The organism is Salinibacillus aidingensis (genome assembly GCF_055393355.1).
Genome location: NZ_AP043759.1, coordinates 1,456,484 through 1,481,949, shown reverse-complemented (window position 1 = coordinate 1,481,949; position 25,466 = coordinate 1,456,484). Strand labels below are relative to the sequence as shown.

General features: G+C 39.9%; 26 protein-coding genes, 1 pseudogene and 1 other annotated feature. All 27 genes and pseudogenes read right to left on the bottom strand.

All coding sequences use genetic code 11. From position 1 onward, the window contains the following. Positions 1-182: 182 nt before the first annotated feature. A complete protein-coding gene (locus tag ACZ5OK_RS08070; RefSeq protein ID WP_343840967.1) occupies positions 183-1,094 on the bottom strand; it encodes an RluA family pseudouridine synthase in 912 nt (303 codons plus the stop codon). Continuing rightward, positions 1,091-1,612, bottom strand: coding sequence for a signal peptidase II (gene lspA / locus ACZ5OK_RS08065; RefSeq protein ID WP_343840964.1), 522 nt, complete (start codon positions 1,610-1,612; stop codon positions 1,091-1,093). Before lspA ends, ACZ5OK_RS08070 begins: the two co-directional genes overlap by 4 nt. Positions 1,613-1,688: 76 nt before the next feature. Then, positions 1,689-4,439, bottom strand: a complete 2,751-nt coding sequence (ileS, locus tag ACZ5OK_RS08060) for an isoleucine--tRNA ligase (RefSeq protein ID WP_343840962.1) — start codon at positions 4,437-4,439, stop codon at positions 1,689-1,691. Positions 4,440-4,524: 85 nt separating this feature from the next. Then, positions 4,525-4,760, bottom strand: a binding site (T-box leader). Positions 4,761-4,944: 184 nt separating this feature from the next. After that, positions 4,945-5,472 carry a DivIVA domain-containing protein gene (locus tag ACZ5OK_RS08055; RefSeq protein ID WP_343840959.1) on the bottom strand — a complete coding sequence of 176 codons (528 nt, stop codon included), beginning with the start codon at positions 5,470-5,472 and terminating at the stop codon, positions 4,945-4,947. Positions 5,473-5,576: 104 nt separating this feature from the next. Then, positions 5,577-6,350: a YlmH family RNA-binding protein gene (locus ACZ5OK_RS08050; RefSeq protein ID WP_343840957.1), complete on the bottom strand. Its 774-nt coding sequence runs from the start codon at positions 6,348-6,350 to the stop codon at positions 5,577-5,579. A 20-nt stretch (positions 6,351-6,370) separates the two neighbouring features. Continuing rightward, positions 6,371-6,637, bottom strand: a complete 267-nt coding sequence (locus ACZ5OK_RS08045; RefSeq protein WP_343840954.1) for a YggT family protein — start codon at positions 6,635-6,637, stop codon at positions 6,371-6,373. 13 nt (positions 6,638-6,650) lie between these two features. Continuing rightward, positions 6,651-7,070, bottom strand: a complete 420-nt coding sequence (locus ACZ5OK_RS08040; RefSeq protein WP_343840952.1) for a cell division protein SepF — start codon at positions 7,068-7,070, stop codon at positions 6,651-6,653. A 16-nt stretch (positions 7,071-7,086) separates the two neighbouring features. After that, positions 7,087-7,764: a YggS family pyridoxal phosphate-dependent enzyme gene (locus ACZ5OK_RS08035; protein WP_343840949.1), complete on the bottom strand. Its 678-nt coding sequence runs from the start codon at positions 7,762-7,764 to the stop codon at positions 7,087-7,089. Positions 7,765-7,784: 20 nt separating this feature from the next. Beyond that, the gene (gene pgeF, locus ACZ5OK_RS08030) at positions 7,785-8,585 is read right to left on the bottom strand and encodes a peptidoglycan editing factor PgeF (protein ID WP_343840947.1); all 801 of its coding nucleotides are present in this window, start codon (positions 8,583-8,585) and stop codon (positions 7,785-7,787) included. An 82-nt stretch (positions 8,586-8,667) separates the two neighbouring features. Further along, a complete protein-coding gene (locus ACZ5OK_RS08025) occupies positions 8,668-8,946 on the bottom strand; it encodes a YlmC/YmxH family sporulation protein (RefSeq protein ID WP_343840945.1) in 279 nt (92 codons plus the stop codon). Positions 8,947-9,061: 115 nt separating this feature from the next. Next, positions 9,062-9,841 (bottom strand): RNA polymerase sporulation sigma factor SigG, encoded by a 780-nt coding sequence (gene sigG / locus ACZ5OK_RS08020; RefSeq protein WP_044157312.1) that lies wholly within the window; start codon positions 9,839-9,841, stop codon positions 9,062-9,064. A 107-nt stretch (positions 9,842-9,948) separates the two neighbouring features. Then, positions 9,949-10,668: an RNA polymerase sporulation sigma factor SigE gene (gene sigE, locus ACZ5OK_RS08015; protein WP_044157311.1), complete on the bottom strand. Its 720-nt coding sequence runs from the start codon at positions 10,666-10,668 to the stop codon at positions 9,949-9,951. 69 nt (positions 10,669-10,737) lie between these two features. Continuing rightward, on the bottom strand, positions 10,738-11,661 hold the full coding sequence (spoIIGA, locus tag ACZ5OK_RS08010; RefSeq protein ID WP_343840941.1) for a sigma-E processing peptidase SpoIIGA: 924 nt from the start codon (positions 11,659-11,661) through the stop codon (positions 10,738-10,740). A 359-nt stretch (positions 11,662-12,020) separates the two neighbouring features. Next, on the bottom strand, positions 12,021-12,440 hold the full coding sequence (locus ACZ5OK_RS08005; RefSeq protein WP_464758672.1) for an alpha/beta fold hydrolase: 420 nt from the start codon (positions 12,438-12,440) through the stop codon (positions 12,021-12,023). Positions 12,441-12,549: 109 nt separating this feature from the next. Beyond that, positions 12,550-12,879, bottom strand: coding sequence for an alpha/beta fold hydrolase (locus ACZ5OK_RS08000; RefSeq protein ID WP_343840937.1), 330 nt, complete (start codon positions 12,877-12,879; stop codon positions 12,550-12,552). 406 nt (positions 12,880-13,285) lie between these two features. Beyond that, positions 13,286-14,398, bottom strand: a complete 1,113-nt coding sequence (gene ftsZ / locus ACZ5OK_RS07995) for a cell division protein FtsZ (protein ID WP_343840935.1) — start codon at positions 14,396-14,398, stop codon at positions 13,286-13,288. Between the two features lie 65 nt (positions 14,399-14,463). After that, on the bottom strand, positions 14,464-15,756 hold the full coding sequence (gene ftsA, locus ACZ5OK_RS07990; RefSeq protein WP_343840932.1) for a cell division protein FtsA: 1,293 nt from the start codon (positions 15,754-15,756) through the stop codon (positions 14,464-14,466). 177 nt (positions 15,757-15,933) lie between these two features. Continuing rightward, positions 15,934-16,290, bottom strand: a complete 357-nt coding sequence (locus ACZ5OK_RS07985) for a small basic family protein (protein WP_343840930.1) — start codon at positions 16,288-16,290, stop codon at positions 15,934-15,936. 3 nt (positions 16,291-16,293) lie between these two features. Next, positions 16,294-17,004 carry a DUF881 domain-containing protein gene (locus tag ACZ5OK_RS07980; protein ID WP_343840928.1) on the bottom strand — a complete coding sequence of 237 codons (711 nt, stop codon included), beginning with the start codon at positions 17,002-17,004 and terminating at the stop codon, positions 16,294-16,296. Between the two features lie 7 nt (positions 17,005-17,011). Continuing rightward, complete coding sequence (locus ACZ5OK_RS07975; RefSeq protein WP_343840926.1) at positions 17,012-17,716, bottom strand: DUF881 domain-containing protein; 705 nt, start codon at positions 17,714-17,716, stop codon at positions 17,012-17,014. Continuing rightward, on the bottom strand, positions 17,700-18,524 hold the full coding sequence (locus ACZ5OK_RS07970) for a cell division protein FtsQ/DivIB (protein ID WP_343840923.1): 825 nt from the start codon (positions 18,522-18,524) through the stop codon (positions 17,700-17,702). The genes ACZ5OK_RS07975 and ACZ5OK_RS07970 overlap by 17 nt, the downstream gene beginning before the upstream one ends. 43 nt (positions 18,525-18,567) lie before the next feature. Next, positions 18,568-18,685 (bottom strand): annotated as a pseudogene (locus ACZ5OK_RS07965) (UDP-N-acetylmuramate dehydrogenase); the annotation flags it as partial. Positions 18,686-19,083: 398 nt separating this feature from the next. After that, a complete protein-coding gene (spoVE, locus tag ACZ5OK_RS07960; protein ID WP_343841516.1) occupies positions 19,084-20,166 on the bottom strand; it encodes a stage V sporulation protein E in 1,083 nt (360 codons plus the stop codon). 90 nt (positions 20,167-20,256) lie between these two features. Continuing rightward, positions 20,257-21,603, bottom strand: coding sequence for a UDP-N-acetylmuramoyl-L-alanine--D-glutamate ligase (gene murD, locus ACZ5OK_RS07955; protein ID WP_343840920.1), 1,347 nt, complete (start codon positions 21,601-21,603; stop codon positions 20,257-20,259). Next, the gene (gene mraY / locus ACZ5OK_RS07950; protein WP_343840918.1) at positions 21,600-22,586 is read right to left on the bottom strand and encodes a phospho-N-acetylmuramoyl-pentapeptide-transferase; all 987 of its coding nucleotides are present in this window, start codon (positions 22,584-22,586) and stop codon (positions 21,600-21,602) included. The genes murD and mraY overlap by 4 nt, the downstream gene beginning before the upstream one ends. Positions 22,587-22,618: 32 nt before the next feature. Then, positions 22,619-23,980, bottom strand: coding sequence for a UDP-N-acetylmuramoyl-tripeptide--D-alanyl-D-alanine ligase (locus ACZ5OK_RS07945; protein WP_343840915.1), 1,362 nt, complete (start codon positions 23,978-23,980; stop codon positions 22,619-22,621). Continuing rightward, the gene (locus ACZ5OK_RS07940) at positions 23,980-25,455 is read right to left on the bottom strand and encodes a UDP-N-acetylmuramoyl-L-alanyl-D-glutamate--2,6-diaminopimelate ligase (RefSeq protein WP_343840912.1); all 1,476 of its coding nucleotides are present in this window, start codon (positions 25,453-25,455) and stop codon (positions 23,980-23,982) included. Before ACZ5OK_RS07940 ends, ACZ5OK_RS07945 begins: the two co-directional genes overlap by 1 nt. Positions 25,456-25,466: the final 11 nt, after the last annotated feature.

Genomic DNA, 25,466 nt, shown 5'->3' with positions numbered 1-25,466 from the left:
ATAATAGCTGAATAAAGGATTTTTCCGTAAAAAAACCCTTTTGCCAAAGATGGCAAAAGGGTTCACGTCAACATACTTTACCTGCTGTTCCTTTTATCCGCCACCTTCTCAGTCTCACTGGACTGATTTTAAAGGTTCTTTATTATTTTCAAAATTAATTATTACAGAATCCGCAGCACCTGTCAACCACGGATTCTTAATTCCTTCAACAGTTGCTGAAAGTCATCAGGTGGATCTGCTTGAAACTCAAGCCATTCTTTCGTTATCGGATGCTCAAACCCAAGTTTTCTTGCATGAAGAGCCTGTCCATTGATATCCAATGTTTTACGTGGACCATATTTAGGATCACCGGCCAGAGGGTAACCAATATATCTGAAATGTACCCGTATTTGATGGGTTCTCCCGGTTTCCAGCTCACATTCAACATGAGTAAATTCCGCAAAACGGTCCAGCACGTGAAAATGAGTAACGGCGTCCTTCCCTTTATCCACGACAGCCATCCTTTGGCGGTCATTTGGATCTCGTCCAATCGGCGCATCGATTGTACCGATATCATGCTCCAGCACTCCATGAATTATAGCTTCATATTTACGTTTAATGGTTTTTTTTGCTAATTGATCTGCCAATCCCATATGAGCCTGGTCATTTTTCGCCACCATGAGCAGTCCGCTCGTGTCCTTATCAATGCGATGGACAATCCCCGGCCTCATCACTCCATTAATTCCCGATAGATCATCACAATGGTAGAGAACGGCATTGACCAGTGTTCCGGTTGTATGACCCGCAGAAGGATGGACAACCATGCCATTTGGTTTATTAACGACCAGCACATCCTCATCCTCATAGACGATATCAATAGGAATATTCTCTGCCTTGATATCAAGCGGTTCAGGTTCAGGAATGGTCCAGGTAATCTCATCCCCTGCCTGACATTTATAATTGCTTTTCACCTTTTGATGATTGACTTTCACAAGCTGATCCTTTACCCATGATTGCACCTGTGATCTGGAGACCTTATCGTTGATTTTCGTTAAAATCTTGTCAATACGTTCATCTTGTTCTGTCTCTGTTACTGTGTAAGAATGTACACTCATTGCTTTGCCTCTCCTTTAAACCGTTCTTCAAAAAGGGTGTAGATTAACATTAGGATGACACCAACCACGAGTGAAGAATCTGCGACATTAAAAATTGGGTAGTCGTAGCCAAAAATAATGAAATCAAAAAAGTCCACGACCTCCTGGCGAAAGATACGATCGATAAAATTACCTATCGCTCCAGCCAGAATCAGGCTTAAGGACCATCCTAAAAGAGGGTGCTCCTTTACATGTTTTTGCATATAGTAAATCACGAAAATGACGACAATCGTTGTTACAATGTAGAAAAACCACATTTGTCCTTGTAAAATCCCCCACGCTGCGCCTTTATTACGATGGGAAGTTATGTAAAAGAAATTTTCGATGACAGGAATACTTTCATATAGGGCCATTTGTTTATCAACGATCCATTTTGTGACCTGATCAATTGCAATGATTATAAATGCTGCAAGATAATACCACACATCATTTTCCCCCATCTGGTTAGATTCATTCTTCAAGCATTTTACCACATCCATGAAAAAAAATCCTATGAACAAAGGATTTTAGAAGAAAAGGCTGCCTCAGGAGAAGCTGAGACAGCCTTTGTTGTTATTAAGAATAATGTTTTTCAACAATATCTGCGCAGCGGTCACATAGGTCTTCATGCTTTTCATGGGAGCCGACTGATTCAGAGGATACCCAGCAGCGCTGACAGGTTTCTCCTGGATGTTTTTCAACGGCAACCTTCACATAATCATATTCCTTTGCTTCTGACAAGCTTTCCGTCAGCTCTACTTCAGAGACAATTAAATACTGATGCAGGTGCTCAATTTCCTCCAGCAGGTTCTTGGTACGTTCGTCCTTGGCTGATAAGGTAACTTTGGCTTCCAATGATTTACCTATGACTTTTTCATTTCTTGCCTCTTCAAGAGCCTTTAAGACATCATCACGTACTTCCATGAAATGATCCCATTTTGCTTTTAGTTCGTCCTGATTAGGGAGTTCACGCACTTCAGGCATATCGGTTAACTGTACGCTTTCCTCTTCGGTTCCAGGAATATAGCTCCATACCTCATCCATTGTGTGAGACAGAATTGGGGACAGCAGCTTTGTCAACGATGTAATGATTTCATAATACACTGTCTGGATACTGCGGCGACGCTGATCATTCTCCGGCTCAATATAGAGAATATCCTTGGCAAAATCGAGATAGAAAGAGCTTAAGTCAATCGTACAGAAGTTATGAATCGCCTGATAAATGGCAGAGAAATCATACGTGTCATAAGCATGATCCACTTTTTTAATCAGGTTTTGTAATCGAATGAGCATGTAACGATCGATTTCCTCTAAATCCCCATCTTTCAGCTTATCCGTTTGAGGGTCAAAATCATTTAAGTTTCCAAGCATAAAACGGACGGTGTTACGAATTTTACGGTAAACCTCAGACACCTGTTTTAAAATTTCATTGGAGATACGAACATCAGCCTGGTAATCTACACTGGCAACCCATAGTCGTAAAATGTCGGCCCCAAATTGCTTCATAATCTTGCTTGGAATCATTACATTCCCCAGGGATTTACTCATCTTGCGTCCATCACCATCAAGAGCGAAACCATGACTTAAAATCGATTTATACGGGGCTTCTCCTGTTACAGCAACCGCAGTTGAAATCGACGAATTAAACCAGCCGCGGTATTGGTCGGATCCTTCTAAATACATATCCGCCGGACGTTGTAATTCAGGCCGTTCAACTAATACACCCTGGTGAGATGAACCTGAATCAAACCAGACATCCATAATGTCCGTTTCTTTTGTAAATTCCCCATTTGGACTGGATGGATGTGTAAACCCCTCAGGAAGTAGATCTTTAGCTTCACGCTCAAACCATACATTGGATCCATGCTCTCTAAATAATTCAGAAACGTGGTTAATGGTTTCATCATTGATAATAGGCTCGCCATTTTCCCCATAGAATACAGGGATTGGCACTCCCCAGACACGCTGACGGGAAATACACCAGTCCTGACGATCCCGAACCATATTATAGAGTCTTGTCTCTCCCCATTCCGGTACCCACTGGATACGCTCAATCTCTTTAAGAATATCTTCACGGAAGTCCTTGATGGATGCGAACCATTGGGAAGTTGCACGGAAAATGGTTGGCTTTTTCGTTCTCCAGTCATGCGGGTAAGAGTGTGTCATAAAGTTCAGTTTTAATAGTGCCCCGGACTCTTCCAGTTTTTCCGTAATCAATTTATTCGCTTTATCGTAGAATACTCCTTCAAAGCCTGGTGCATCAGAAGTGAATACCCCTTTTTCATCAACCGGGCATAATACATCAAGATTGTACTGCTGACCAACCCAGAAGTCATCCTCCCCGTGTCCTGGAGCGGTATGAACACATCCTGTACCCGCATCTGTTGTAACATGCTCTCCTAAAATAACGAGTGAATCACGATCATAGAAAGGATGTTTAGCGACTGTACGATCAAGCTCCTCACCTTTGTAAGTTTGCTGAACGTTGTAATCCTGCCATTCCAATTCATTCGCAACTTCCTCCACCAGTTCAGAAGCTACAATATATTTTTCAGATTGAACAGAAACAACCGAATATTCCAGCTCCGGATGTACGGTAATGGCAAGGTTTGCAGGAATCGTCCACGGTGTTGTCGTCCAGATAATAAATTTCTCATCACCTTTTAGGACGTTTTTGCCATCTTTTACATCAAAGGCAACATAAATCGACGGGGAACGCTTATCCTTATATTCAATTTCAGCTTCTGCCAACGCAGATTCTGATGATGGTGACCAGTACACAGGCTTATGACCTTTATAAATATAGCCCTTTTTCGCCATTTCACCAAACACCTGAATTTGTGCTGCTTCATAATCCTTTGTCAGCGTAATGTAAGGATTCTCCCAGTCTCCGCGTACACCGAGCTGTTTAAATTGCTGTCGCTGGCGTTCAATTTGCTCACGTGCATATTCTTCACAAATTTTTCTGAATTCAGATTCGCTCATAGATTTACGATCGACTTTTTTCTTCGCAAGCGCCTGTTCGATTGGTAATCCATGGGTATCCCAACCAGGAACATAGGGTGCATGAAAACCAGCCATTGACTTATAACGAACAATGATATCCTTCAGAATTTTGTTAAGGGCATGCCCCATATGTAAATCACCATTTGCATATGGAGGGCCATCATGAAGAATAAACATGGGTCTTCCTTCTGTTCTCATTTGAACCTTTTCATAGATTTTTTCTTCTTCCCATTTTTGCTGCATTTCAGGTTCTTTGTTTGGAAGATTTCCACGCATAGGAAATTTCGTTTTTGGCATTAATAAGGTTTCTTTATAGCTCATTCCTATTCTCCTTTTTCTTTTATAGTAAAACAGTTATTTCCAGGATTTTTAATGTTTAGTACAAAAAAGGCACCTCATCCCGAATAAAAGGGACGAGGCGCCTCGCGTTACCACCCTGATTGATGAATAAACATACAGATATTTTATCCATCCTCTTTATCATTCGTAACGTGAATGAATCGTCCTTGGCTACTTGTTATTTACTCTATTCACCAGGAGACTCAAGGGTGATCTTCCATGAAATGTGCTGTCCGGGCTTCCACCATCCCCGGCTCGCTTTGCATTCATCATTCAATGTACTGTCCCTGTCATCGTCTTTCTAAATGTTTAGGTTTTACGAGGGAAAACGGACCTTAGCCGTTACTCAGATACACAAATATAACATTCAGAGTAACATAAAAGGTCTGCAGTTCCCTGTTAAGATTTTAAACCATCGGCAGGTAAAAAGTCCTGTCAGTGTGCTTTACTTTATACTTTTGCATTATATTCAAAAATGATTCCGGCGTCAAGATTGGTTGTCTGAAAGTTGATATTCCACTGTATTCTGCTCTTCATCCGTCTGGTCCAATTCCATTTCAAAGAGCTCATCCCAGTCATCGTTTTCAATCATATCAAGCTGAGCCTGTACAATCATTTTCATGCGAGTTCGAAATACCTTAGCCTGTTTTTTCAGCTCTTCTACTTCCAATGTAATTTTTCTCGACTTGGACAAAGCTTCATTAATAATTCTGTCTGCATTCTTTTCTGCTTCTTTTATAATAAGCTTAGCTTCTTTATTCGCATTATTTTTCACGTCTTCAGCTGTTTCCTGAGCAACTAAAATGGATTTATTTAAAGTTGTTTCAATATCATTAAAATGACCAATTCTTTCCTTTAAATCGGCTACTTCTTCTTCATATTCCTTTTTTTCACGAATAACTTTCTCATAGTCTTTTATGACCTGGTCAAGAAATTCGTTGACCTCATCTTCATCGTATCCTCTGAATGTGCGGGTAAATTCTTTATTATGAATATCGAGTGGTGTTAACGCCACAAAGGTAACCCCCTTGAATTTAATCTCTTTTATTTGAAATAATTCTTCGTCTGTACTTTCAAGTAATTCGACGTGATTTGTCTTTTTCCTGCTTATTTTTCCTTTTATTTTAAAACACCGGTTAATATCCGCCATTTTTCTTTTTTGGTCTGGCCCGATATTTGAATAAGCTTGCTTCGGCCCTTTTTTCGAACGGATATCATATCTCCTTCCTCCATTTGGAAGGACGGATCTTCAACCACTCGGTGATTCACTTTAACATAGCCTTTTTGAATCCACTCGCTGGTTTTATTGCGTGAAAGATTGTAGATTTCTTTCATAACGGTGTCTAATCTGAGAGAGGAAACGGTACCTTCCTTCGTCTGCCACTGCTCCGGAGAAGGTTTCATTTCATCCAGTGGAACCGATTTAAAGTGCAGTCGGGTCTTCTTAATACCCGTTAAGTGAAGTTCAAGAAAGGTGGCAAGTTCCTTATCTGCAACAATTTGAACCGTATCGTCCACCACCATAAGGTCGCCTGCCTTTTTACGCTTTATTCCAAGCGACATAAGAGCACCTAAGACATCACGATGGGTAATCTCAACAAACTTTCTGGCAAACTGACTTTGAAGCACAACAATATCGAAGTCTTCATTATGTATCTCTTCATAGAAAGGTGCCAGAATTGCTCTTTTTCTCTCTGTTTTATCATCGCCTCCAAAAAAATGAAGGTTCATATCAGGATGATTCCCAATAACCGAAGAAAGAATAATCTGCTCTCTGGGGTCTAAAAAGTCTGTGAGCTTTCGCTGATACGTCTGCTCTACCTCATCTCTCCACGCTAAAGCCTGATCTATAAATGCCTGTTCTTCTTTTCGAAAATGCTGATAGATATCCATAAAAATCTCCTAAACACCTATTAAAAGAAAACCATAATAAAGAGTTGTTCCAATCCTAATTTAGCAAATTGAATAGCAAAAATCGCCACGATAGGAGAAATGTCTATCATCCCAAGTGGTGGAATAAACTTCCGGAATGGCTCCAAATAAGGTTCTACAATTTTCCCGAGCATCTGCCCGAACGAGGATTCCCGGGCACCAGGAAACCAGGACATTAAAATATACACAACGATTGCATACATGTAAATTAATAAAGCCGTTTGCAACAAATTATAGATTTCGATCATCTACTTCCCACCTTTACAATAAATCTTCATCCATCAGATCCGTGATACTGCCTGATACATCGATGTTATCAGGTGCACAGATAAAGGTTTGCTGTCCCAATTTTTGAATAATCCCACCAATAGCATAAACGGTTCCGCTTAAAAAATCTACAATTCGCTTTGACTCCTGATGATTCGTCCTTTGTAGATTAATCACAACCGCCCTGCGATTCTTCAAATGATCCGCAATTTCCTGACAGTCATCATAACTTTCAGGTTCACATAATACTACCTTGGATGTTGAGGATTGAATACTTTCCAAGTGTACCACATTTTGAGCACGGCGGCTCGCTGCCGGAGAGTCTGGCTGTTCTGGGACCTCTGTTTCCTCTTCTATATATTCATATTCGTCTTCAAATGTAAAAAGGGATTTAAACTTATTTTTGATGCTCACCATTTACCCTCCAATTCTAAAATTCTTTCCCTACAAGTTTTGTACCAATACGTATGTGGGTCGCTCCTTCTTCGACAGCTATCGAATAATCATTGCTCATTCCCATGGACAAATAAGTGCAGGGTGCATGGGGAAGCTGCAGATTCTGTATTTGTTCCTTTAGTTTCCGGAGATTTTGAAAACACCCTCTTAAAAGATCTTCATTTTCTGTTTGCGGGGCCATTGTCATAAGGCCTGAGACCTCGATATGTTCATAGTTACCGAGCTTTTCAACAAAAGGGATCACTTCCTCAGGGTTGATTCCATGTTTTGAGTCTTCCCCGCTTACATTCACCTGTACAAAGCATTTGATCTTTTCAGACGCCCGTTTATTGACTTCTTTAGCCAAAGAAAGCCTGTCCAGCGAATGAAGATAGTCAATTTGATCAATAACATCCTTTACTTTTCTTGACTGCAGAGTACCAATAAAATGCCAGGTTGCTTCAGTCCCGAGTTCATTATATTTTTCCAGAAAACCTTCCTTGCGATTTTCTCCAATATCTTTAATACCTGCCTGTATTGCTTGATTAGCCGTTTCTATCGACACATACTTTGTAACGGCTATAATGGAAACCTCCTGCGGGTCACGTCCGCTCTTCCGGCAGGCCTGTTCAATATTTTCCCTGATAGAAGCCAGGTTTTCAGCTACATTCACTGCAAAAATCCCCCTTTTTCCTATTCAAATCCGATAAATGCCATCATTCTGCCGGTTTTTCCCTGATCTCTTCTATGTGAATAAAATAAATCCTCATTTTCGTATGTACAATAATTGGTTAAGGTAATCTGCTGTTCCTTTAGTCCTTTCTTTAAAAGAAGGTTTTTATGAAGCTGTTTAAGGTCCAGATAATAATGGGTTTCATCGCTCCTCGTCAATACATCCTCTGTTTGCATATCAAAGGGAATGTGCTGAACAACATGATGATCCACTTCATAATGGCGGGAACTAATACTAGGTCCTACGACAACCTCGATTTCTTCCAGTGGAACCTGATGGGTTAAAAAATGATCGATGACTTTAGGTCCCATCCCCTTTACCGTTCCCTTCCATCCGGCATGAGCTAAAGCTACCCATTCCTCCGAGCGGAAAAACAGTGGTACACAATCAGCAAATACCCCGGTTAACAATACATTTCTCTGATTGGTCATCCAGCCATCATATTCAAGCTCAAAGTTAGGCGGATGAGTAATATTGTCCCTGTTCAAAGAATCGTCCCATTCAAGTACATCTGTCCTGTGAACCTGTTTTGAACTGATCCAGTACCTGGCAGGAATTCCGATAATGTTTTCCATACGTTCATAATTCTTTAAAACCAGATCATAATCATCCTGTACATGGAATCCCATATTCAATGTATCATAAGGTTGTTGGCTGAAACCACCTTTTCTCGTCGTTATACCTGCTGTAATTCCTTTTTTCTTCCAATCAGGAATTTCCAAATAAGAGGATGTTCTTGACTTACTAAATAACTCACTCATGTTTATTCTCCTAAAAGTATTAGACGTATTTATTTTACCACATTTTTCGTCTTATTTCTTGTGTTATCTATCCTGATCACCTTTACTGCGCATCGTATTCATTTGTATTCATGCTATGGGTTAGTTTAGGAGTTTCTGTTCTTACTAAGATCACATCAGCCCCAATGGTCACAATATGATTCCACGGAATGACCATTTCTTCCTCATTACCGAATAAACCAAACATTTTGCCTTTCAAAGCAATAACAAGGGCTACGATATAGCCTCTGTCTACATCAATTTCCAAGTCTGTAATATAGCCTAATTTCCTTCCATCTTCAATCGCCACAATATCTTTTACCTGTAATTCTGATATGGTCATTTTTCTCACCACCTTACTTCTAATATATGCACGAATGAGCTATCATTCGTTTAAAAATATAAAAAACCCTGTCCACGAATCTATGGACAAGGTTCAAAACGGATATAAATGCTCATTATTGATTAATGTTTTTATTCATCTGGTCAATCGCTGCTTTTTCAAGCCTGGACACCTGAGCCTGCGAGATTCCGATTTCGTCTGCCACTTCCATTTGGGTTTTTCCTTGAAAAAAACGTTTGTTTAAGATCATTTTTTCCCGTTCGTTTAGTCTTCTCATCCCTTCTTTTAATGCGATTTCATCAATCCAGATGGAATCCTTATTTTTATCATCCTTTAATTGATCCATAACAAAAATCGGATCTCCACCATCATTATAAATAGGCTCAAATAGTGAAACAGGATCCTGAATGGCATCAAGAGCAAAAACAACATCAGAGTGGGGAATTCCCATTTCTTCAGCGATTTCCATTGGTGTGGGATCCTTTGAGGTTTTACTCATTAAACGTTCTCTCACCTGAAGGGCTTTATAGGCAATGTCCCTCAGAGAACGGGATACCCTTATTGGATTGTTATCACGTAAGTATCTGCGAATTTCACCAATAATCATTGGAACTGCATATGTTGAAAATTTTACATTCTGACTTAAATCAAAATTATCTATGGATTTCATTAGTCCAATACAACCAACTTGAAATAAGTCGTCAACATATTCACCACGATGATGAAACCTCTGAATGACACTTAAAACGAGTCGCAGATTTCCGTTTACTAGTTCCTCTCTTGCGAATTCATCACCTTCATGCATTCTCATAAATAATTTCCGCATTTCGTCGTTCTTTAGTACGGGCAGCTTTGATGTGTCGACACCGCATATTTCTACCTTATGTCGCGTCAATCTAAAACCCCTCCTAAGTGGAGATAGTGTCACCAAACAGTTTCTCCATTGGAGGGATTTTTATGCAGCACCTGAAATCATCCATTGTATTCTAAAATTACAAAATCTTAGACCATTTTATTAAACTCTTTCCGTAACCGCTTGATAATTTTTTTCTCAAGCCTTGAAATATACGATTGGGAGATTCCCAGCATATCAGCGACATCCTTTTGCGTTTTTTCTTCTTTCCCAATCAAACCAAAACGAAGCTCCATGATTTGTTTTTCACGGTCATTCAATGTGGACAACGCTTTATGAAGAAGCTTTTTATCTACATTAAACTCCAGTCCCCGGGTTATAATATCTTCATCTGTACCAAGGACATCCGAAAGCAACAGTTCATTTCCATCCCAGTCTACGTTGAGAGGCTCATCAAAGGAGACCTCCGAACGTATTTTATTATTCCGTCTCAGATACATTAATATTTCATTTTCGATACAACGGGAAGCATACGTTGCCAATTTGATTTTCTTTTCCGGATTAAACGTATTAACGGCTTTGATCAGGCCAATGGTACCGATACTAATAAGATCCTCGATATTAATGCCTGTGTTTTCAAACTTTCTGGCAATATAAACCACGAGTCGCAAATTTCGCTCAATTAAAATAGAGCGTGCACCCATATCACCCTCTGGTAACTTCTTTAAGAGTTCCTGCTCTTCTTCCTTTGAAAGTGGTGGAGGAAGGGCTTCATTTCCTCCTATGTAATAAATTTCATCAGATTTTATTCCGAGTTTTATCAGGATTTTATACCACAGTATCTGGAGTTTCATTTTAAATCTTTTCATTTGCCCGAACTTCCTCCTTTTAAATGTTAAGCAAGATAGGAAAACATCGACCTGCTTTTTTCGGTTAAATTAAGAAGATGCCTGCAGTTTTGAAGATTGCATCATTTTTGGGTGTAATAAACAATGATAGGTTCCATCAGATGAGAGTTCACCAAATTGGATACCTATAAAAACCTGGTCAAAGGCATAGTCCCGATCCTGATAGCGGACATAAAGTGAATCCGGTTTGAATATAAGTATAAATGTGCGCTTGCCTCCAACCCCCTGAAAAGGAATCATACGAATTCTGGAAATCCATCGATCCGGCAGTTCTTCAAACGACCAGTTCTCATGACAGCTTTTAATCGCATGCCACTCCTTATCTGAAAAAAACGGCTTAAGGATTTTTTCGTCGCATACAATGACCGGCTTCTTCGTAAATGGATCCATCAGATGATTTCCACTATCAAAAAATCCGGTCGTCTCATGAATTTGGTTATTTACACGAATTTTGACCGGGCATAATTCCTGAAAGCGTATGTTATCAAAATTGATCTGGTCCAACCTTCGTCGTGTAAACCACCAGACGATCGGAAAAGCAATCAACACGAAAATCCAGCTAATCATATCTCCATAGCCACTGTTATAGGTGATAAATAAACCGTCCTGTGACTGAAATTGCTGCCCCATTAAAAAGTAAATCCCGAATAAACCACCACCAATAGTAAACGTTACAAAATAAAAAGTGAAAAATTGCTTTAAGAACAATTTAGTGTTCTTAAAGCCAAAAGAACTAATTAAAATGAAAAAGGAAAAAATGATTTTCCCTGGTAAAGTTGCCAATATATTTTCTGGAAAAAATATATTTACAGGAACCAGAAGCGATGCAATGAAAGCTCCTGCTATCAGCCAACCTCTGTGTGTTTCCGACCTTGTTATCCAATGTACAATCTGTAAAATCATCCAATCGATTAAAAAATTCAAAAGCCAGACAGCATCCAAATATAAAGCCACAATATTTCCGCCTTTCCATTGGACAACTTTACTCTCAACGGTAAGTATAAAAAAACCTGGCCAAAAAGTCTGTCACATCCTGTATGCAAAAAAAAACTTATATTTTCCCATTTTGTCGGATAAAAAACGGAATAATTCTATCGCGTATCATCCAATTTTTCCAATCCACACAAAAAAAGAGGCAGGGACAAAAGTATTTTCGCTAAACATTAATTCGAATTTTGATAGGTTTAGAAAACACCGCTAAGGGAAGATAGCCTATCATTCGGTTTATGGCTCAGCGAAATAATAATATCCCGGCCTCTTTTGCTATTTACAAATGATCTGAACTGACCAGAGTAAAACTTGAACTTTTTGCCTTAATTTAAAAATTTAACAACTGCCTCAGCAAATGCATCAGGAACTTCTGAGTGGGAGAAGTGTCCACTATCCCTGAACATTATGGCATTGCCAGCCTTAACATCTTCACAAAATTTCTCTAAATGCTGGTTACAAGTAACAGGATCATACTGTCCTCCAATTAACAATGAGGGCTGTTTTACTTCTTTCAACATAGGAAGAATGGATTTAAAAATCTCCTCTCCTTCGATTAATCTGCTATTATGCACATTCGTTCTATCCAAAAACTGATTCCACTCTTCATTTGTATACCTGGCGTAATCTGTCTTATGCTCTGTATTATGAACATGAATTTTTATGCCATAATCTCCAAGCTCAGGGCGCATTTCAATAAATTTCAGCATAAGCTCTCTGGCTGACTTATCTGACTCTGCCAACATAAAAGATTCCTTTGCAAGTTCCGTTTTTTTTGACTATGTGCAATCTGTCCCATTTTCCGAAAAAGATTTCGGCCTGAAAGCCCAAAATCAAATGTTGGACATTCAAATATTATACGTGTAAGTTTGAATTCGGAAACATTACAGCATACTTAAGAGCAATAAAACCACCAAATGAATGTCCCAGTAAAGCCCATTTTTCAATGCCCAATTTTTCCCTTAGTTCTTCACAATCCTTTATAATATCATCAAGAGAAAAATCCTCATTGTCGTTAATCCCTTCAGACCTGCAGACAACCCTCTGATCAATAGCAATAAGTCGGATATTCTCCTTCAATCGTTTTGCCTGATGATAACAGAATTCGTAGCAGCTCTCCCCAGGTCCGCCATGAAGATATAGTAACGGTTCAGCATCTGTATTTCCATGAACTTTAACATACATATCCTTTCCACGTATTTTTTAAAGAATGAACTTCTGATACTTTGGTCATGTTTTATTCCTCCCCACCTTTAATGGATACGTCCACGTTTAGTTTTGAGCGGTATTCCAAACCAAATAACAGGAATTCTATATTTACATACGATTGTGAAGGAAAAAGGTTCCATTTTTGAAAGGTTAGCGAAGGATTTTTACATAATAATTGCAGTCATTCCCGTTTCCTGCATTTCAATATTAAAAATGCTTAAGTTTCACCCTTCATATTCATAAATCCTAAATCATTCTGAAACCAAAAAAAGCAGGAGTTAAATACCCCTGCTAAATTTTTGGTTATGAATTTTTGAAAAGATGAACTTTATACTCCATTAAGAGTAATCATAATGCAAATTGATTTGCTCAACGCATTTAGTTAACGACGATTACGGTTTCTCAGAAAGGCCGGGATATCCAGAGTATCCTCTTCAAATGCCGGCTGATTTTCTGTGCGGTTTGTTCTGCGCTGTTCCGCTGGTCGTTCTTTCTTTTCAGCTCCCACTGATGGGCGTGACTTAGGCTGAGCGGTTTTGGCCGCCTCATCAAAGCCTGTAGCAATAACTGTTACTACAATTTCATCCTTCAAGTCTTCATTAATTACCGATCCAAAAATCACATTTACTTCCTGGTCAGCCGCTGAAGTGACAATATCAGCTGCCTCCTGTACTTCAAAGAGACTTAAGTTTTCTCCACCGGAAATATTCATTAAGATACCGCGAGCCCCATCAATGCTGGTTTCCAATAATGGGGAGGAGATTGCTTTCTTAGCTGCTTCCGGTGAACGATTTTCACCAGTTGCAACACCAATTCCCATTAGTGCGGAGCCTTTATCCTCCATAATGGTTTTGACGTCTGCAAAGTCGACATTAATGAGTCCAGGAACAGCAATTAAATCTGAAATTCCCTGTACACCTTGCCGTAAAACATTATCGGCTTCACGGAACGCCTCAAGCATTGGTGTATTTTTGTCAACCATTTCAAGCAGACGATCATTTGGAATAACGATTAACGTGTCCACGCTTGACTTTAATGCATCTGTTCCTGAAACGGCCTGGGTTGAACGTTTGCGGCCTTCAAATAGAAATGGCTTCGTAACCACTCCAACTGTTAATGTGTCCAGTTCCTTGGCGATTTGCGCAATGACAGGAGCTGCTCCGGTACCGGTTCCGCCTCCCATACCTGCTGTTACAAAAATCATATCGGCACCTTGAAGAGCTTCTTCAATTTGCTCACGGCTCTCTTCTGCTGCTTTTCGACCAACTTCAGGGTTAGCTCCAGCGCCTAAACCTCTTGTCAGTTTTTCACCGATTTGTAATTTAACTTCTGCTTTTGATAGATTCAGTGCCTGAGCATCTGTATTAACGGCAATAAACTCCACGCCTTGAACTCCATGCTCAATCATACGGTTTACAGCATTACTGCCTCCACCGCCAACACCGATTACTTTGATCGTTGCCAATTGTTCCCTACCTGTATCAAAATCTAACATACATCGTTCCTCCCACTTTGCAAGTTTACCAGATTTGTTTTTTATGGTTTGAAGGAAACGCCAAATTAGTCAAAGAAGTAACTAAATAATTTTGCGAAACCTGATTCTTTATCTTTCTTCTTTTCGTGCGCCTGATTCGCTGTTTGACTCGATTTTGGCTTTTTCTGTTTTACCGTTTTTTGTTCAACATTGCTCATTTGAACAGACGGGTATATTTCTTTTCCCTGAACCTGAGAATTTCGATAAGCGAATTGTAAAGTGCCGACCCCGGCTGTATATTGAGGATCTCTTACACCTATGTAATCAGGGATTGCAATCCGTACATTTACCCTTAATAGATCCTGTGCCAGTTCTAATACACCAGGCATACTCATAACTCCTCCCGTCAGGACAAAGCCGCCCGGAAGATCCTGATAGCCCATTTTACGTATTTCCTGACTGGCAAATACGTAGATTTCTTCTAATCTTGCTTCTATCATATCAGAAATCTGTACTTGATTAAATGTTTGCTTTTGGTTGCTTCCTATCGTTGTTACCTCAAACACCTCATCTTCAGAAGCTGTATCATAAAAGGCATGTCCATGCTGGTGTTTTACTTCTTCGGCTTCTTCAGTAGAGGTTTTCATTCCAATGGATAAATCCTTGGTAATGTTGTCTCCGCCCAATGGAAAGACGGTTGTATCCTTTAAGTAACCTGATTCATAAACAGAAACGGTTGTACTCCCGGCACCAATATCAATAAGTGCCACTCCCAGTGCTTTTTCGTCCTCTGATAAGGCAACGGAGCCGGATGCAAGAGGCTGCAGGCAAATATCCTGAACTTCAAGGCCTGCTCCTTCAACACACTTGAGAATATTATGTAACACCGTTTTTGAGCAGGTAATGAGTGTTCCTTCCATCTCAAGACGAACACCAATCATTCCACGTGGATCTGTAATTTCATCCTGACCATCAACAATAAATTGCTTTGGAAAAACATCCACGATGGCTCGTTCAGGTGGTATAGACAGAACCTGTGCAGCATCTATGACTCTGGCAATATCATCCTGTCCTATTTCACGGTTTTCACTTGATACGGCTACTACCCCATGGCACGGAAGCAGTTGTACGTGATTGCCATTAATATTTACAACAACCCGGTCAATTTGCATATCAACCATACGTTCAGCCTGTTCTACTGCGGACCTTATAGCATGTACCGACTGATCTATGTCAACAATGGCTCCTTTTTTCATGCCGTTTGATTTAGCCGTTCCTACTCCAATAATATTTAATGAATCTTTTGTCACTTCACCGATAATTATTTTTACTCGGGATGTTCCGATGTCTAAACTTACAAGTATTTCATTGTTGTTCAATCTTTGCACCTCCTGGAAAGGGAAACGGGCCAATTTTAATGTTCATTTGAGTTTTGAATTACATATTTATTAAATAAGGTTCATATAGACTATTCTACTATAGAACAAGTAGAAAATAAAAAAGTATTTTTGATATTTATTAATTCAACATAAAATCAAGCATTCCCTTTTATTTTTTTAGTTTTTTTTCATTCTTTTATATCTGAATCTTTCAAGTAAAATCCGCCTTATCATTGCAATATTTTGAAAGAGCCGGATACCAAAAGCAAATACGGCTGCGAGATATAAATCTATCCCAAGCTGAACCCCCACAAACACTAATAGTGCCGCTAATGAGATGTTCGTAAAAAAACCTGTTACAAATATTTGCTCATCAAATTTTTCCTCCAGATGAGATCGGATTCCACCAATTAGTGTATCAAATGCTGCCAAAACGGCAACGGCTAAATAACTGGCATATAATTCAGGGATTCGTATATCCGTCAGTAATCCTAAAACAACTCCTATGATTAAAAAAAGTAAAGTTAACCACATGCTTTAATTGCCACCCTCTTCAGTTTCTGCAGAACGAATGTATTCGAAATCAATACGCTGCTGATAGGCAGGTAACGTTATGTGAAAATCCAGTTGATAGTTTATCCCTAAATTCTCAACAGCAAAATAATCGTTCACTTTGCTTACTTCCATATATTCAATAAGCTCCCTTGCATCCTCAGCTAAGACGAATATTTCAACTGGAACTGCAGGAATGGGGCGATTATTGACGTAGGTTTGCCCATTAACATCCCTTATTGGTGATGTCTGAATGATTCTTTCATTTTCAATGGCGATATCCTTTGCTCCGTAGGTATTCAGTTCATTAAACAGTCTTTGAAGCAACTCGGGCGGGATTTCCGGGTATTTCTGTACACGATCCGAATCTGCCATAATCGGCTCAATCGTAATTTTGATCCCCTCTCCTTGTACTTCGGTTAATCCTGCTCGTTTTCTTAGCGTTTCCACAGATTCTTTTAGTAGTTCAACTTGTTCCTGATTATTCTGATGCTGATATTCATCAAGCCTCTGCTCAGCCTCCCGAATTTGCTGTAACAGACTTTCCTGGATTTCCTGCTTTTCCCGTATTTCAGTTCGAATTTCCCAGGTATCTCTTGAATCCCTTTCCTGATGTGCCTGATTTGACTGAAACAGGATGGCTCCCAAGAGTCCAACCACTAAGGCCGTTAATGCTATTAAAACTTTTCGTTTCAATCCAGACTTACCACCCTTCACTCGAAAAAACTGCATCCATTTGTATATGATCACTTGTTTTTATGTTCACTTCTACATGGTCACTCACCAATTTATCAAGCACACCATTCTGCAGATTCATGCTTGCCTGTAATACCTCAGGATCTCCAATGGCCTGGATAACAAAAGGGGCTGGGTGCTGCTTTCCATCAACGGTTATAACCGGACCTGTACAAGCTATATAGCTGTCACCTAATATCCGCTGTCCATTTATCGCAATTGCATTCGCCCCTGAAGCGAGCAATTCATTTATTACCAGATGCACATGCAGATCATGGACAATATAATCATTCACGTTTTCCTCGTTCGGAATATATTCAGCATCACTCAGCGTAACCGAAATCCCTGGCCCTTCTACTGGTACATCCCCGGTAATCAGCTCCAGCTTATTTCTCTCTTCTATGTACGATGCCAGCTGTTTTTCCTGACCGCCTAAATTTTCCTCAAAATCACGGATATCACTTCTTAAGGACTCCAGTTCAGCTCTTAATTCCTTATTCTCCTGGTCAATATTATTTAATTGTGCCTGATATTCCAGTTCTTCCTGAAGCTCTTCATCATTCATACGTATAATCTTAGGTTCTTCGCTGGCTATTTTATAACCCAGGGCTAACAAAAAACCGGCTACAAGGAAAATAAAGGAGAATATGACATGCTTACCCTTCAGTTTCATTCGCATTCTCCCCTTCTTGTTCTGCCTCGTCAGATTCAGCAGGTGTCTCTTCCTGTACCTGGTCATAAGGAACAAAAAATGCTCCTACATCAATATACACAATTCCTTTCTGTTCCGGACTAATTTGAGAGGCAATTGATGGATAGACCTGAATCTTTTCAGAGAAATTTCGAATAGAAGCTACAACTTCTTGTCCATTATTCATATATAACTGAATAGTGTAAGGGTTCGACTCTTTCGGATCCCAATGAATTTCAGAGATCTGTGCTGCTAATGAGGGTTTTACATTGCGAAGCTCCTCCGTCATTTCTTTTAAATACGTACTGTTTTTCTCCCAGCCAATCAGGATAGGAGCATCGCCATTCGGAGTGTCTATCGCACTGTCACTTAAGAACTTGCCATTTTCCAAAATCGGAATAAATTGGCCCTCTCCTTTTACATAGCCCACACGCACATATTCCTCCACAGAAATATGAACGGTTCTTGGAAGGCGACGTTCAATCGATACTTCTTTTATCGCCGGCTGATTGGAAATTTGTTTTTCCATTTGCTCAAATTCCAAATTCCAAATATTGTTTTGATTCGTAATCCCGCTCAGCTTCACAATTTTGGATTCTTCTACAAAATCATTGCCCTTTACTGTAATGTGCTTCACATGACTTAACGGAGATTGAAGGTAAACAATGATGGATATGAGCAAAAAGAAGAGCAACAAGTAAAAAATCAGACGTTTGTTTGCCTTTTTCTTTCTGGCTTCCTTCAGTTTTGGTATGCGATTCTCAATGGATATTACTTTTTTTTCTGCCATTTTACCGTAATCTCCTTAAAACATAATCATCTGCCCAATATCCTTCCTTCTGTGATACAGATGTACGGTAAGAAAATTTCCTCATTTGTAAGCCATTTTAACGTACCACCCGGAAACAGAATATGGGCTTTAATGAGTATTTTCAAAATATCTGAGCCATGAACTCGATTGGAACCTCTTCTGTAATACTGGTTCCTGTCCGGCACCACCCATAAATCACCAGACCCCTAAATGTTTATGGTAGTAAGTTTGGATAATGGTTCATTTATTATGATTTTCCCAACATGCAGGTCATTTAGCTGCTGACAGAATCCCCTCCGTCGGGTATCCTCCTTCGTTCTTGCTTTTTTAACAAAGTGTGACCTATCTTACATTTTATCATTCTTTGTGTAATTTTGTGACATAAACCTAAGCAAATTTCCGTCCTTTATAAATTATTTACGAATAATTTTTATTTGGGAAGGAAATCGACATAGTTCCAGAGTTCCAATCCACAAATCAACTGGTATATAATTTTCTGCATTAAAATAACCAGCTCTTGTTTGAGCTGGTTATCTCTTCAAATTTTAGCATATCTGCTAATATTTAGTAGAATCCCCATTGATAATAAGGTTAAGGTTAATGAGGAACCTCCGTAGCTGATAAACGGAAGGGTAATCCCTGTTACAGGAATCAGCCCTATCACCACGCTGATATTGATAAATACCTGAATGACAATCATTCCTATAATCCCAAGAGCAAGCAGGCTGCCAAATAAATCCTGGGCACCCAGAGCAATTCTTATCCCGCGCCACATGAGTAAGAAAAACAGCAGGATAACAAAGCTTCCTCCTATAAATCCTAACTCTTCTGCCAGGATCGCAAAGATAAAATCATTCTGAGGTTCGGGCAGGTAAAAAAACTTCTGCAGGCTTTGGCCTAATCCCATTCCCATTAAGCCGCCAGGTCCGATCGCATATAAAGACTGAATGATTTGGAAGCCATCTCCCAGCGGATCTTCCCAGGGATTTAAAAAAGCCTGTATCCGGCTGATCCGATACGGAGCGGATAAAATTAGACCGATAAAACCAATAACCCCGATCATACCTAAGCCCATAAAATGAGAAATTTTTCCCCCGGCAATAAATATCATGACAAAACAGGTCCCGACGAGTACCATACCCGTACCAAGATCCGGCTGCAGCATAATGAGACCAAAAGGGACAAAAACCAGTAACATGGCAGGCAGAAACCCCTGCTTAAAGGTCGTAATATATTTTTGATTATCACTCAGAATTTTAGCCATAAAGATGATAAGACCTATTTTCATGAATTCTGAAGGCTGTATACTGAAAGCTCCAATTCCTATCCAGCTTTTTGCCCCATTTCGTTCTAAACCAATACCTGGAATCAGTACGGCAATTAACAGAACAAAGCAAATAATTAAAATCAGATTCGAATATTCACGCCATTTCTGGTAGGGAATATTCATCATGAAATACATGGCGATTAATCCGATTACAGCAAATAGCAGCTGTCGCTTTGCATAGAAAAAAGGATCTTCAAATTTATAAGAGGACCAGATAGCAGATGAGCTATAAACCATAACAACCCCAATGAACAGGAGAGCAAACACAACAATCAGCAGGGTTAAATCCGGCATTTTCTTTTTTCTATGGCTACGGTTCAAAACAAAAAACACCCCCAATTTCCACACCATGGAATTTGGGGCTATATGTAAAACAAGCCCCTACTATAACTTATGCACGGCTCGTACAAACATGTCTCCTCTCTCTTCAAAAGAGCGATATTGATCCCAGCTCGCACACGCTGGAGACAAAAGAACTACATCTCCACTCTCTGATTGGGCATAAGCATGTTGTACCGCTTGTTCTACATTATCGACGATTTTTACATCATGTATTCCTGCCTGATTAGCAGTATTTTTAATTTTTTCCGCCGTTTGTCCAAAAAGGACCATTGACTTCACGTTGTCCAAATACGGAATTAATTCATCAAAGTCATTTCCACGGTCAAGACCGCCAGCCAGCAGTATAATTGGTTGTTTAAAAGCATTTAAAGCACTCGAGGTTGCGAGTATATTCGTAGCTTTTGAATCGTTATAAAAGGTCCGGTTTTCAAATTCCCTGACGAACTGCATCCTGTGTCGTACACCCTGGAAAGTGGTCAATACATTGCGTATGGCTTCAGGAGTAGCACCCATTAATCTGGAGGCAGCTATGGCCGCAAGAATATTTTCAAAGTTATGATCCCCGACGAGTACAATCTCATTTCGTTTGATGATTGGCTCATCTTTAAAATAGACGGTATCCCCGTCAAACCAGACCCCATCCTTACATGGCCGGGTTACCGAAAAAGGAACTTTCCGGGCATTGGTTCGATCGGCCAGCTCTACAACCCTTTCATCATCTAAGTTATATACGGCATAATCATCTTCTGTCTGATTTTCAAATATCTTGGCCTTCGCATTTGCATAGTGACTCATTGTCTTATGATAGTCCAAATGAGCCTCAAAGATATTCAGTAACACTGAGATATTTGCTTTAAAAGTCTGAATGCCCAGCAGCTGGAAAGAGGATAACTCCATGACAAGAATATCGTCCGGGTCACTGTCTCTAGCTACCTCACTTGCTACGGTACCGATATTCCCGGATAATTTTGCCTTTTCTCCACTGCTGCGAAGCATTTCATAAATTAACGTTGTTGTCGTTGTTTTCCCATTGGAGCCCGTTATACCAACAATCGGTCCATCCGTTAATAATCCGGCCAGTTCAATTTCCGTTATCACAGGTATGTTCCGGTGGATCGCTTCTTTGACAATTACATTATCATACGGTATCCCTGGATTCTTAATCACGACTTCTACATCATCCAGAACCGAAAGCGGATGGCCTCCTGTAATCACTTCGATGCCAAAATGCCGCAGCTCCTGTGCTGCCTGATTTTCCTCTTCTTTCTTAAAATCATTCACCCGTACCTTTTTTCCATTCTCCAGCAGGATACGTGCTGCTGCTGCTCCACTTTTGGCTAAACCTAGCACAAGCACTTGTTCATACGGAAACTGTTTTATTGTATTCACGTTAACCACACCTCGATGTAAATTCCTAATGCTGCAAATAATATTCCGACTACCCAGAATGTGGCCACTACCCGCCATTCAGACCAGCCTTTAAGTTCATAGTGATGATGAAGCGGACTCATTTTAAATACTCTTTTGCCCGTTGTCTTAAATGATATGACCTGAATAATCACAGATAAGGTTTCAAGCACAAATACTCCACCAATAATTATGAGTAATAATTCCAATTTCGTTAAAATCGCTATGATAGCAATCGCGCCACCCAGAGCCAGGGAACCTGTATCCCCCATAAACACCTTAGCCGGATGAGCATTAAAGACGAGAAACCCTAACAGTGCTCCTACGATGGATAGAGCAAAAATGGCGACTTCAAATTGAAGGTTGCCATTCCATGCTAAAATACCAAAGGCTCCGAATGCGACTGCAGCTGTACCTGCCAGCAGTCCATCAAGGCCATCGGTTAAGTTCACTGCATTGGATGAACCGACAAGCATAAATAAAATAAAGAGTGCATACCAGACACCTAAATCAACGGTGAAATCCGTACCTGGAATTCCAATGTCCGTAGGGAAACCATGCTCTTTTAAAATGAAATAGACAACGACAGCGATAATAATCTGTCCAATCATTTTTTGTAAGGATGTTAATCCCAGATTCCGCTTTTTCATAATTTTGATAATATCATCTAAAAATCCAATTAAACCGTAACCGACTATCACAAATAAAAGTAAATAAATTTCAAAGTTTACCGGAGAAGGCTTAAATTTAAAAACTATAAAAAGAGCAGTAAACGCAACAGAAATAATGATAATTAAACCGCCCATAGTTGGAGTACCGGCTTTTTTCTGATGGGATTCCGGCCCTTCCTCCCTGATACTCTGACCAAATTTTAAACGACGTAGGAAAGGAATTAAAATTGGTGATATTAGTACTGCTATTAAAAATGATACAGCTATGGTGATTAACAATATAGTTTGTGACATTATCTGAGTTCCTCCCTCTTCACTGCGGACACCTAATTCGTTATTTCTTCAATAACCTTTTCTAATTTCATCCCTCTCGAACCTTTGAACAGGATGATGGTTTCCGGTTTCAGGTCATTCCGCAGCTGTTCAATAAGCCCTTCTTTCGTGTTAAACGAATAAGCTTCCACACGATTTTCCTCTCTCTTTCTTAAGGACTCAACCATTTCCTTACTTTCTTCCCCATAAGTATACAGGATATCAATCGGTGGATAAATGACATCTGCGACCGAACGATGAATCTTTTTGGAAAACGCTCCGAGTTCTAAAATATCCCCTAAAACCAGGATCTTCCTTTTCGCATCCATTTCTTTAATAACATTGATAGATGCCTTCATTGACGTCGCAGATGCGTTATAAGCGTCATTGATGATTTCCGTTCCTTCTGTTGTTTTTATTTTTTCAAATCGCATTCCCGTTAATTCAACTTGTTGCAACCCTGATTCGATTTGACTTTTATCCAAACCAAGGATTTTTGCTGTCACGATTGCAAATGTAGCATTTTTAGCTTGATGCCTGCCTAATGCCGGGATGGAATAGGGATGATTCTCCACTTCAAATGTGGTTTCTTCATTCGAAAGCTGGATCGATTTGATTACGTAATCATTATCTGTGCCTTCTCCGATCCGGTAACTTCTCGTTTTGCGTGCAACAGGATCTAATAAAGGTTCATCCCCATCAATCAGCAAACAGCCATCCTGCTTTAATCCTTCGACAATTTCACTTTTTGCCTTCGCAATCCCTTCACGGGAGCCCAGATATTCAATATGGGATTCCCCTATATTTGTAATCATCGCTATATCCGGCTGAGCAATATTGGTTAAGACTTCGATTTCCCCAAAATGATTCATTCCCATTTCCAAAATTAATGCTTCCGTATCAGGAGGCATTTGCAGAATCGATAAAGGAAGTCCGATATGATTATTAAAGTTCCCTTTTGTTTTCCACGTTTTATATTTCTCACTTAGAACATTAGCTGTAAGGTCTTTTGTGGTTGTCTTTCCATTTGAGCCGGTAATCCCGATCACCTTTGGATTTATTTTTAACCGGTAGGCATTCGCTAACCGCTGCATGCCTTCCAGTGTATCCTCAACAAAAAAGAGGGGGAAATCAGCAGGTACGAATTCAGGGACTGATTTCTGTTTATTCCAGAGGGAAGCTGCTGCACCATTTTTTATGGCATCCTTTAAAAATTCATGGCCATCAAAGCGTTCGCCCTCAATGGGTATAAATAATCCAAAGTGGGTATACTGACGACTATCCGTAAAAACATCGTCTATCTGAACCGGGACTGAACCTATTCCTTGGTACTCAGGAAACAGGGATGCAAGCCAATTTGCGGTAAATTTTGCCATTATGAACGCTCCTTTAATTTCTCGTCAATCATATTTGATGCAACTTCCCGATCATCGAAATCAAACCGCTCAGTACCAATTTCCTGATAGGTTTCATGACCCTTTCCGGCGATAATCACGACATCTCCCGGATTACAATATTGAACGGCTCTAGCAATCGCCTGTTTCCGATCTGGTTCTACTTCATAATTCTGTACTTTTAAATCTTCCGTCATGTCCTGAAGAATCTGGTCCGGGTCCTCCGTTCTCGGGTTATCAGAAGTGAAAATGGCCAGATCACTATAGTTGACGGCGACATTTGCCATTTTCGGACGTTTTCCTCTATCCCGGTCCCCGCCGCATCCAACAACAACATAGGTTTTCCCCTCTGTAAATGTTTGCACGGTTTTCACAACGTTTTCTAAGGAATCTGGTGTATGTGCATAATCAACAATAACCCCAAATTTCTGTCCTCGTTGTACAGGTTCAAAACGGCCTGGTACACCGTTTGTTGTGGCAAGGGATGTCTTGATGGTCTCCAGTGGAATATCTGCACTAATGGCCGCACTGCTGGCAGCCAGCATATTATACACACTGAATTCTCCCGCCAATTTACTTTGAATCTGAATTTCTCCAATGGGTGTAATCATATCAAATGTGGTTCCATCCGGACGCAGCATAATATTTTTCGCCTGAACATCGGCACCATCGGATAAACCATAGGAAAGCACCTCATGCGCCGTACTTCTCGAAAGCAGATCGTAGGCATCATCATCATAATTTAAAACAGCCAGCTTTCTGCGAGAATAATATTGATTTCCCATCTGTGCAAATAGCAGACTTTTGGCTCTTAAGTAATCATCCATATTTTTGTGGTAATCTAAATGATCCTGTGAGAGGTTTGTAAAGACAGTGATATCAAAATCCAATCCGTAGACTCTTCCCAGATCAAGAGCGTGTGAGGAGACTTCCATCATCACGGTATTTACATCTTTTTCAACCATCTTATGTAGGTTTTTCTGCAAAAATAATGAATCAGGAGTTGTATTTTTTACAGGATAGGTTTCATCCCCTATCTTCATCTGGATGGTACCAAGCAAACCTGTTTCATGACCGTGATTCCGGAATATTTCGTCAAGCAGATAGGTAAGTGTTGTTTTTCCGTTCGTACCTGTAACTCCAATTAACTGAAATTTTTCACTGGGCTGTTGATAAAACTGATTTGCCAGTTGAGCCAGAGCTTTTACCGAATCATTGACAATGATGACAGGGATGTTCAAAGACAGGGGGCGTTCAGCCACAACTGCACAAGCCCCCTGCATTTCTGCCATTTCTGCAAAATCGTGTCCATCCACGGTAAAGCCATCTATACAAACAAATAAATCATTTGCTTTCACTTGCCGGGAATCCATTTCAATTCCCTCTGCTTCAATATCATGAATATTTTGTTCACATTTGTAAAATTTTAATGGTTTTAGTAATTGTTTTAGTTTCATATTCAATTCGC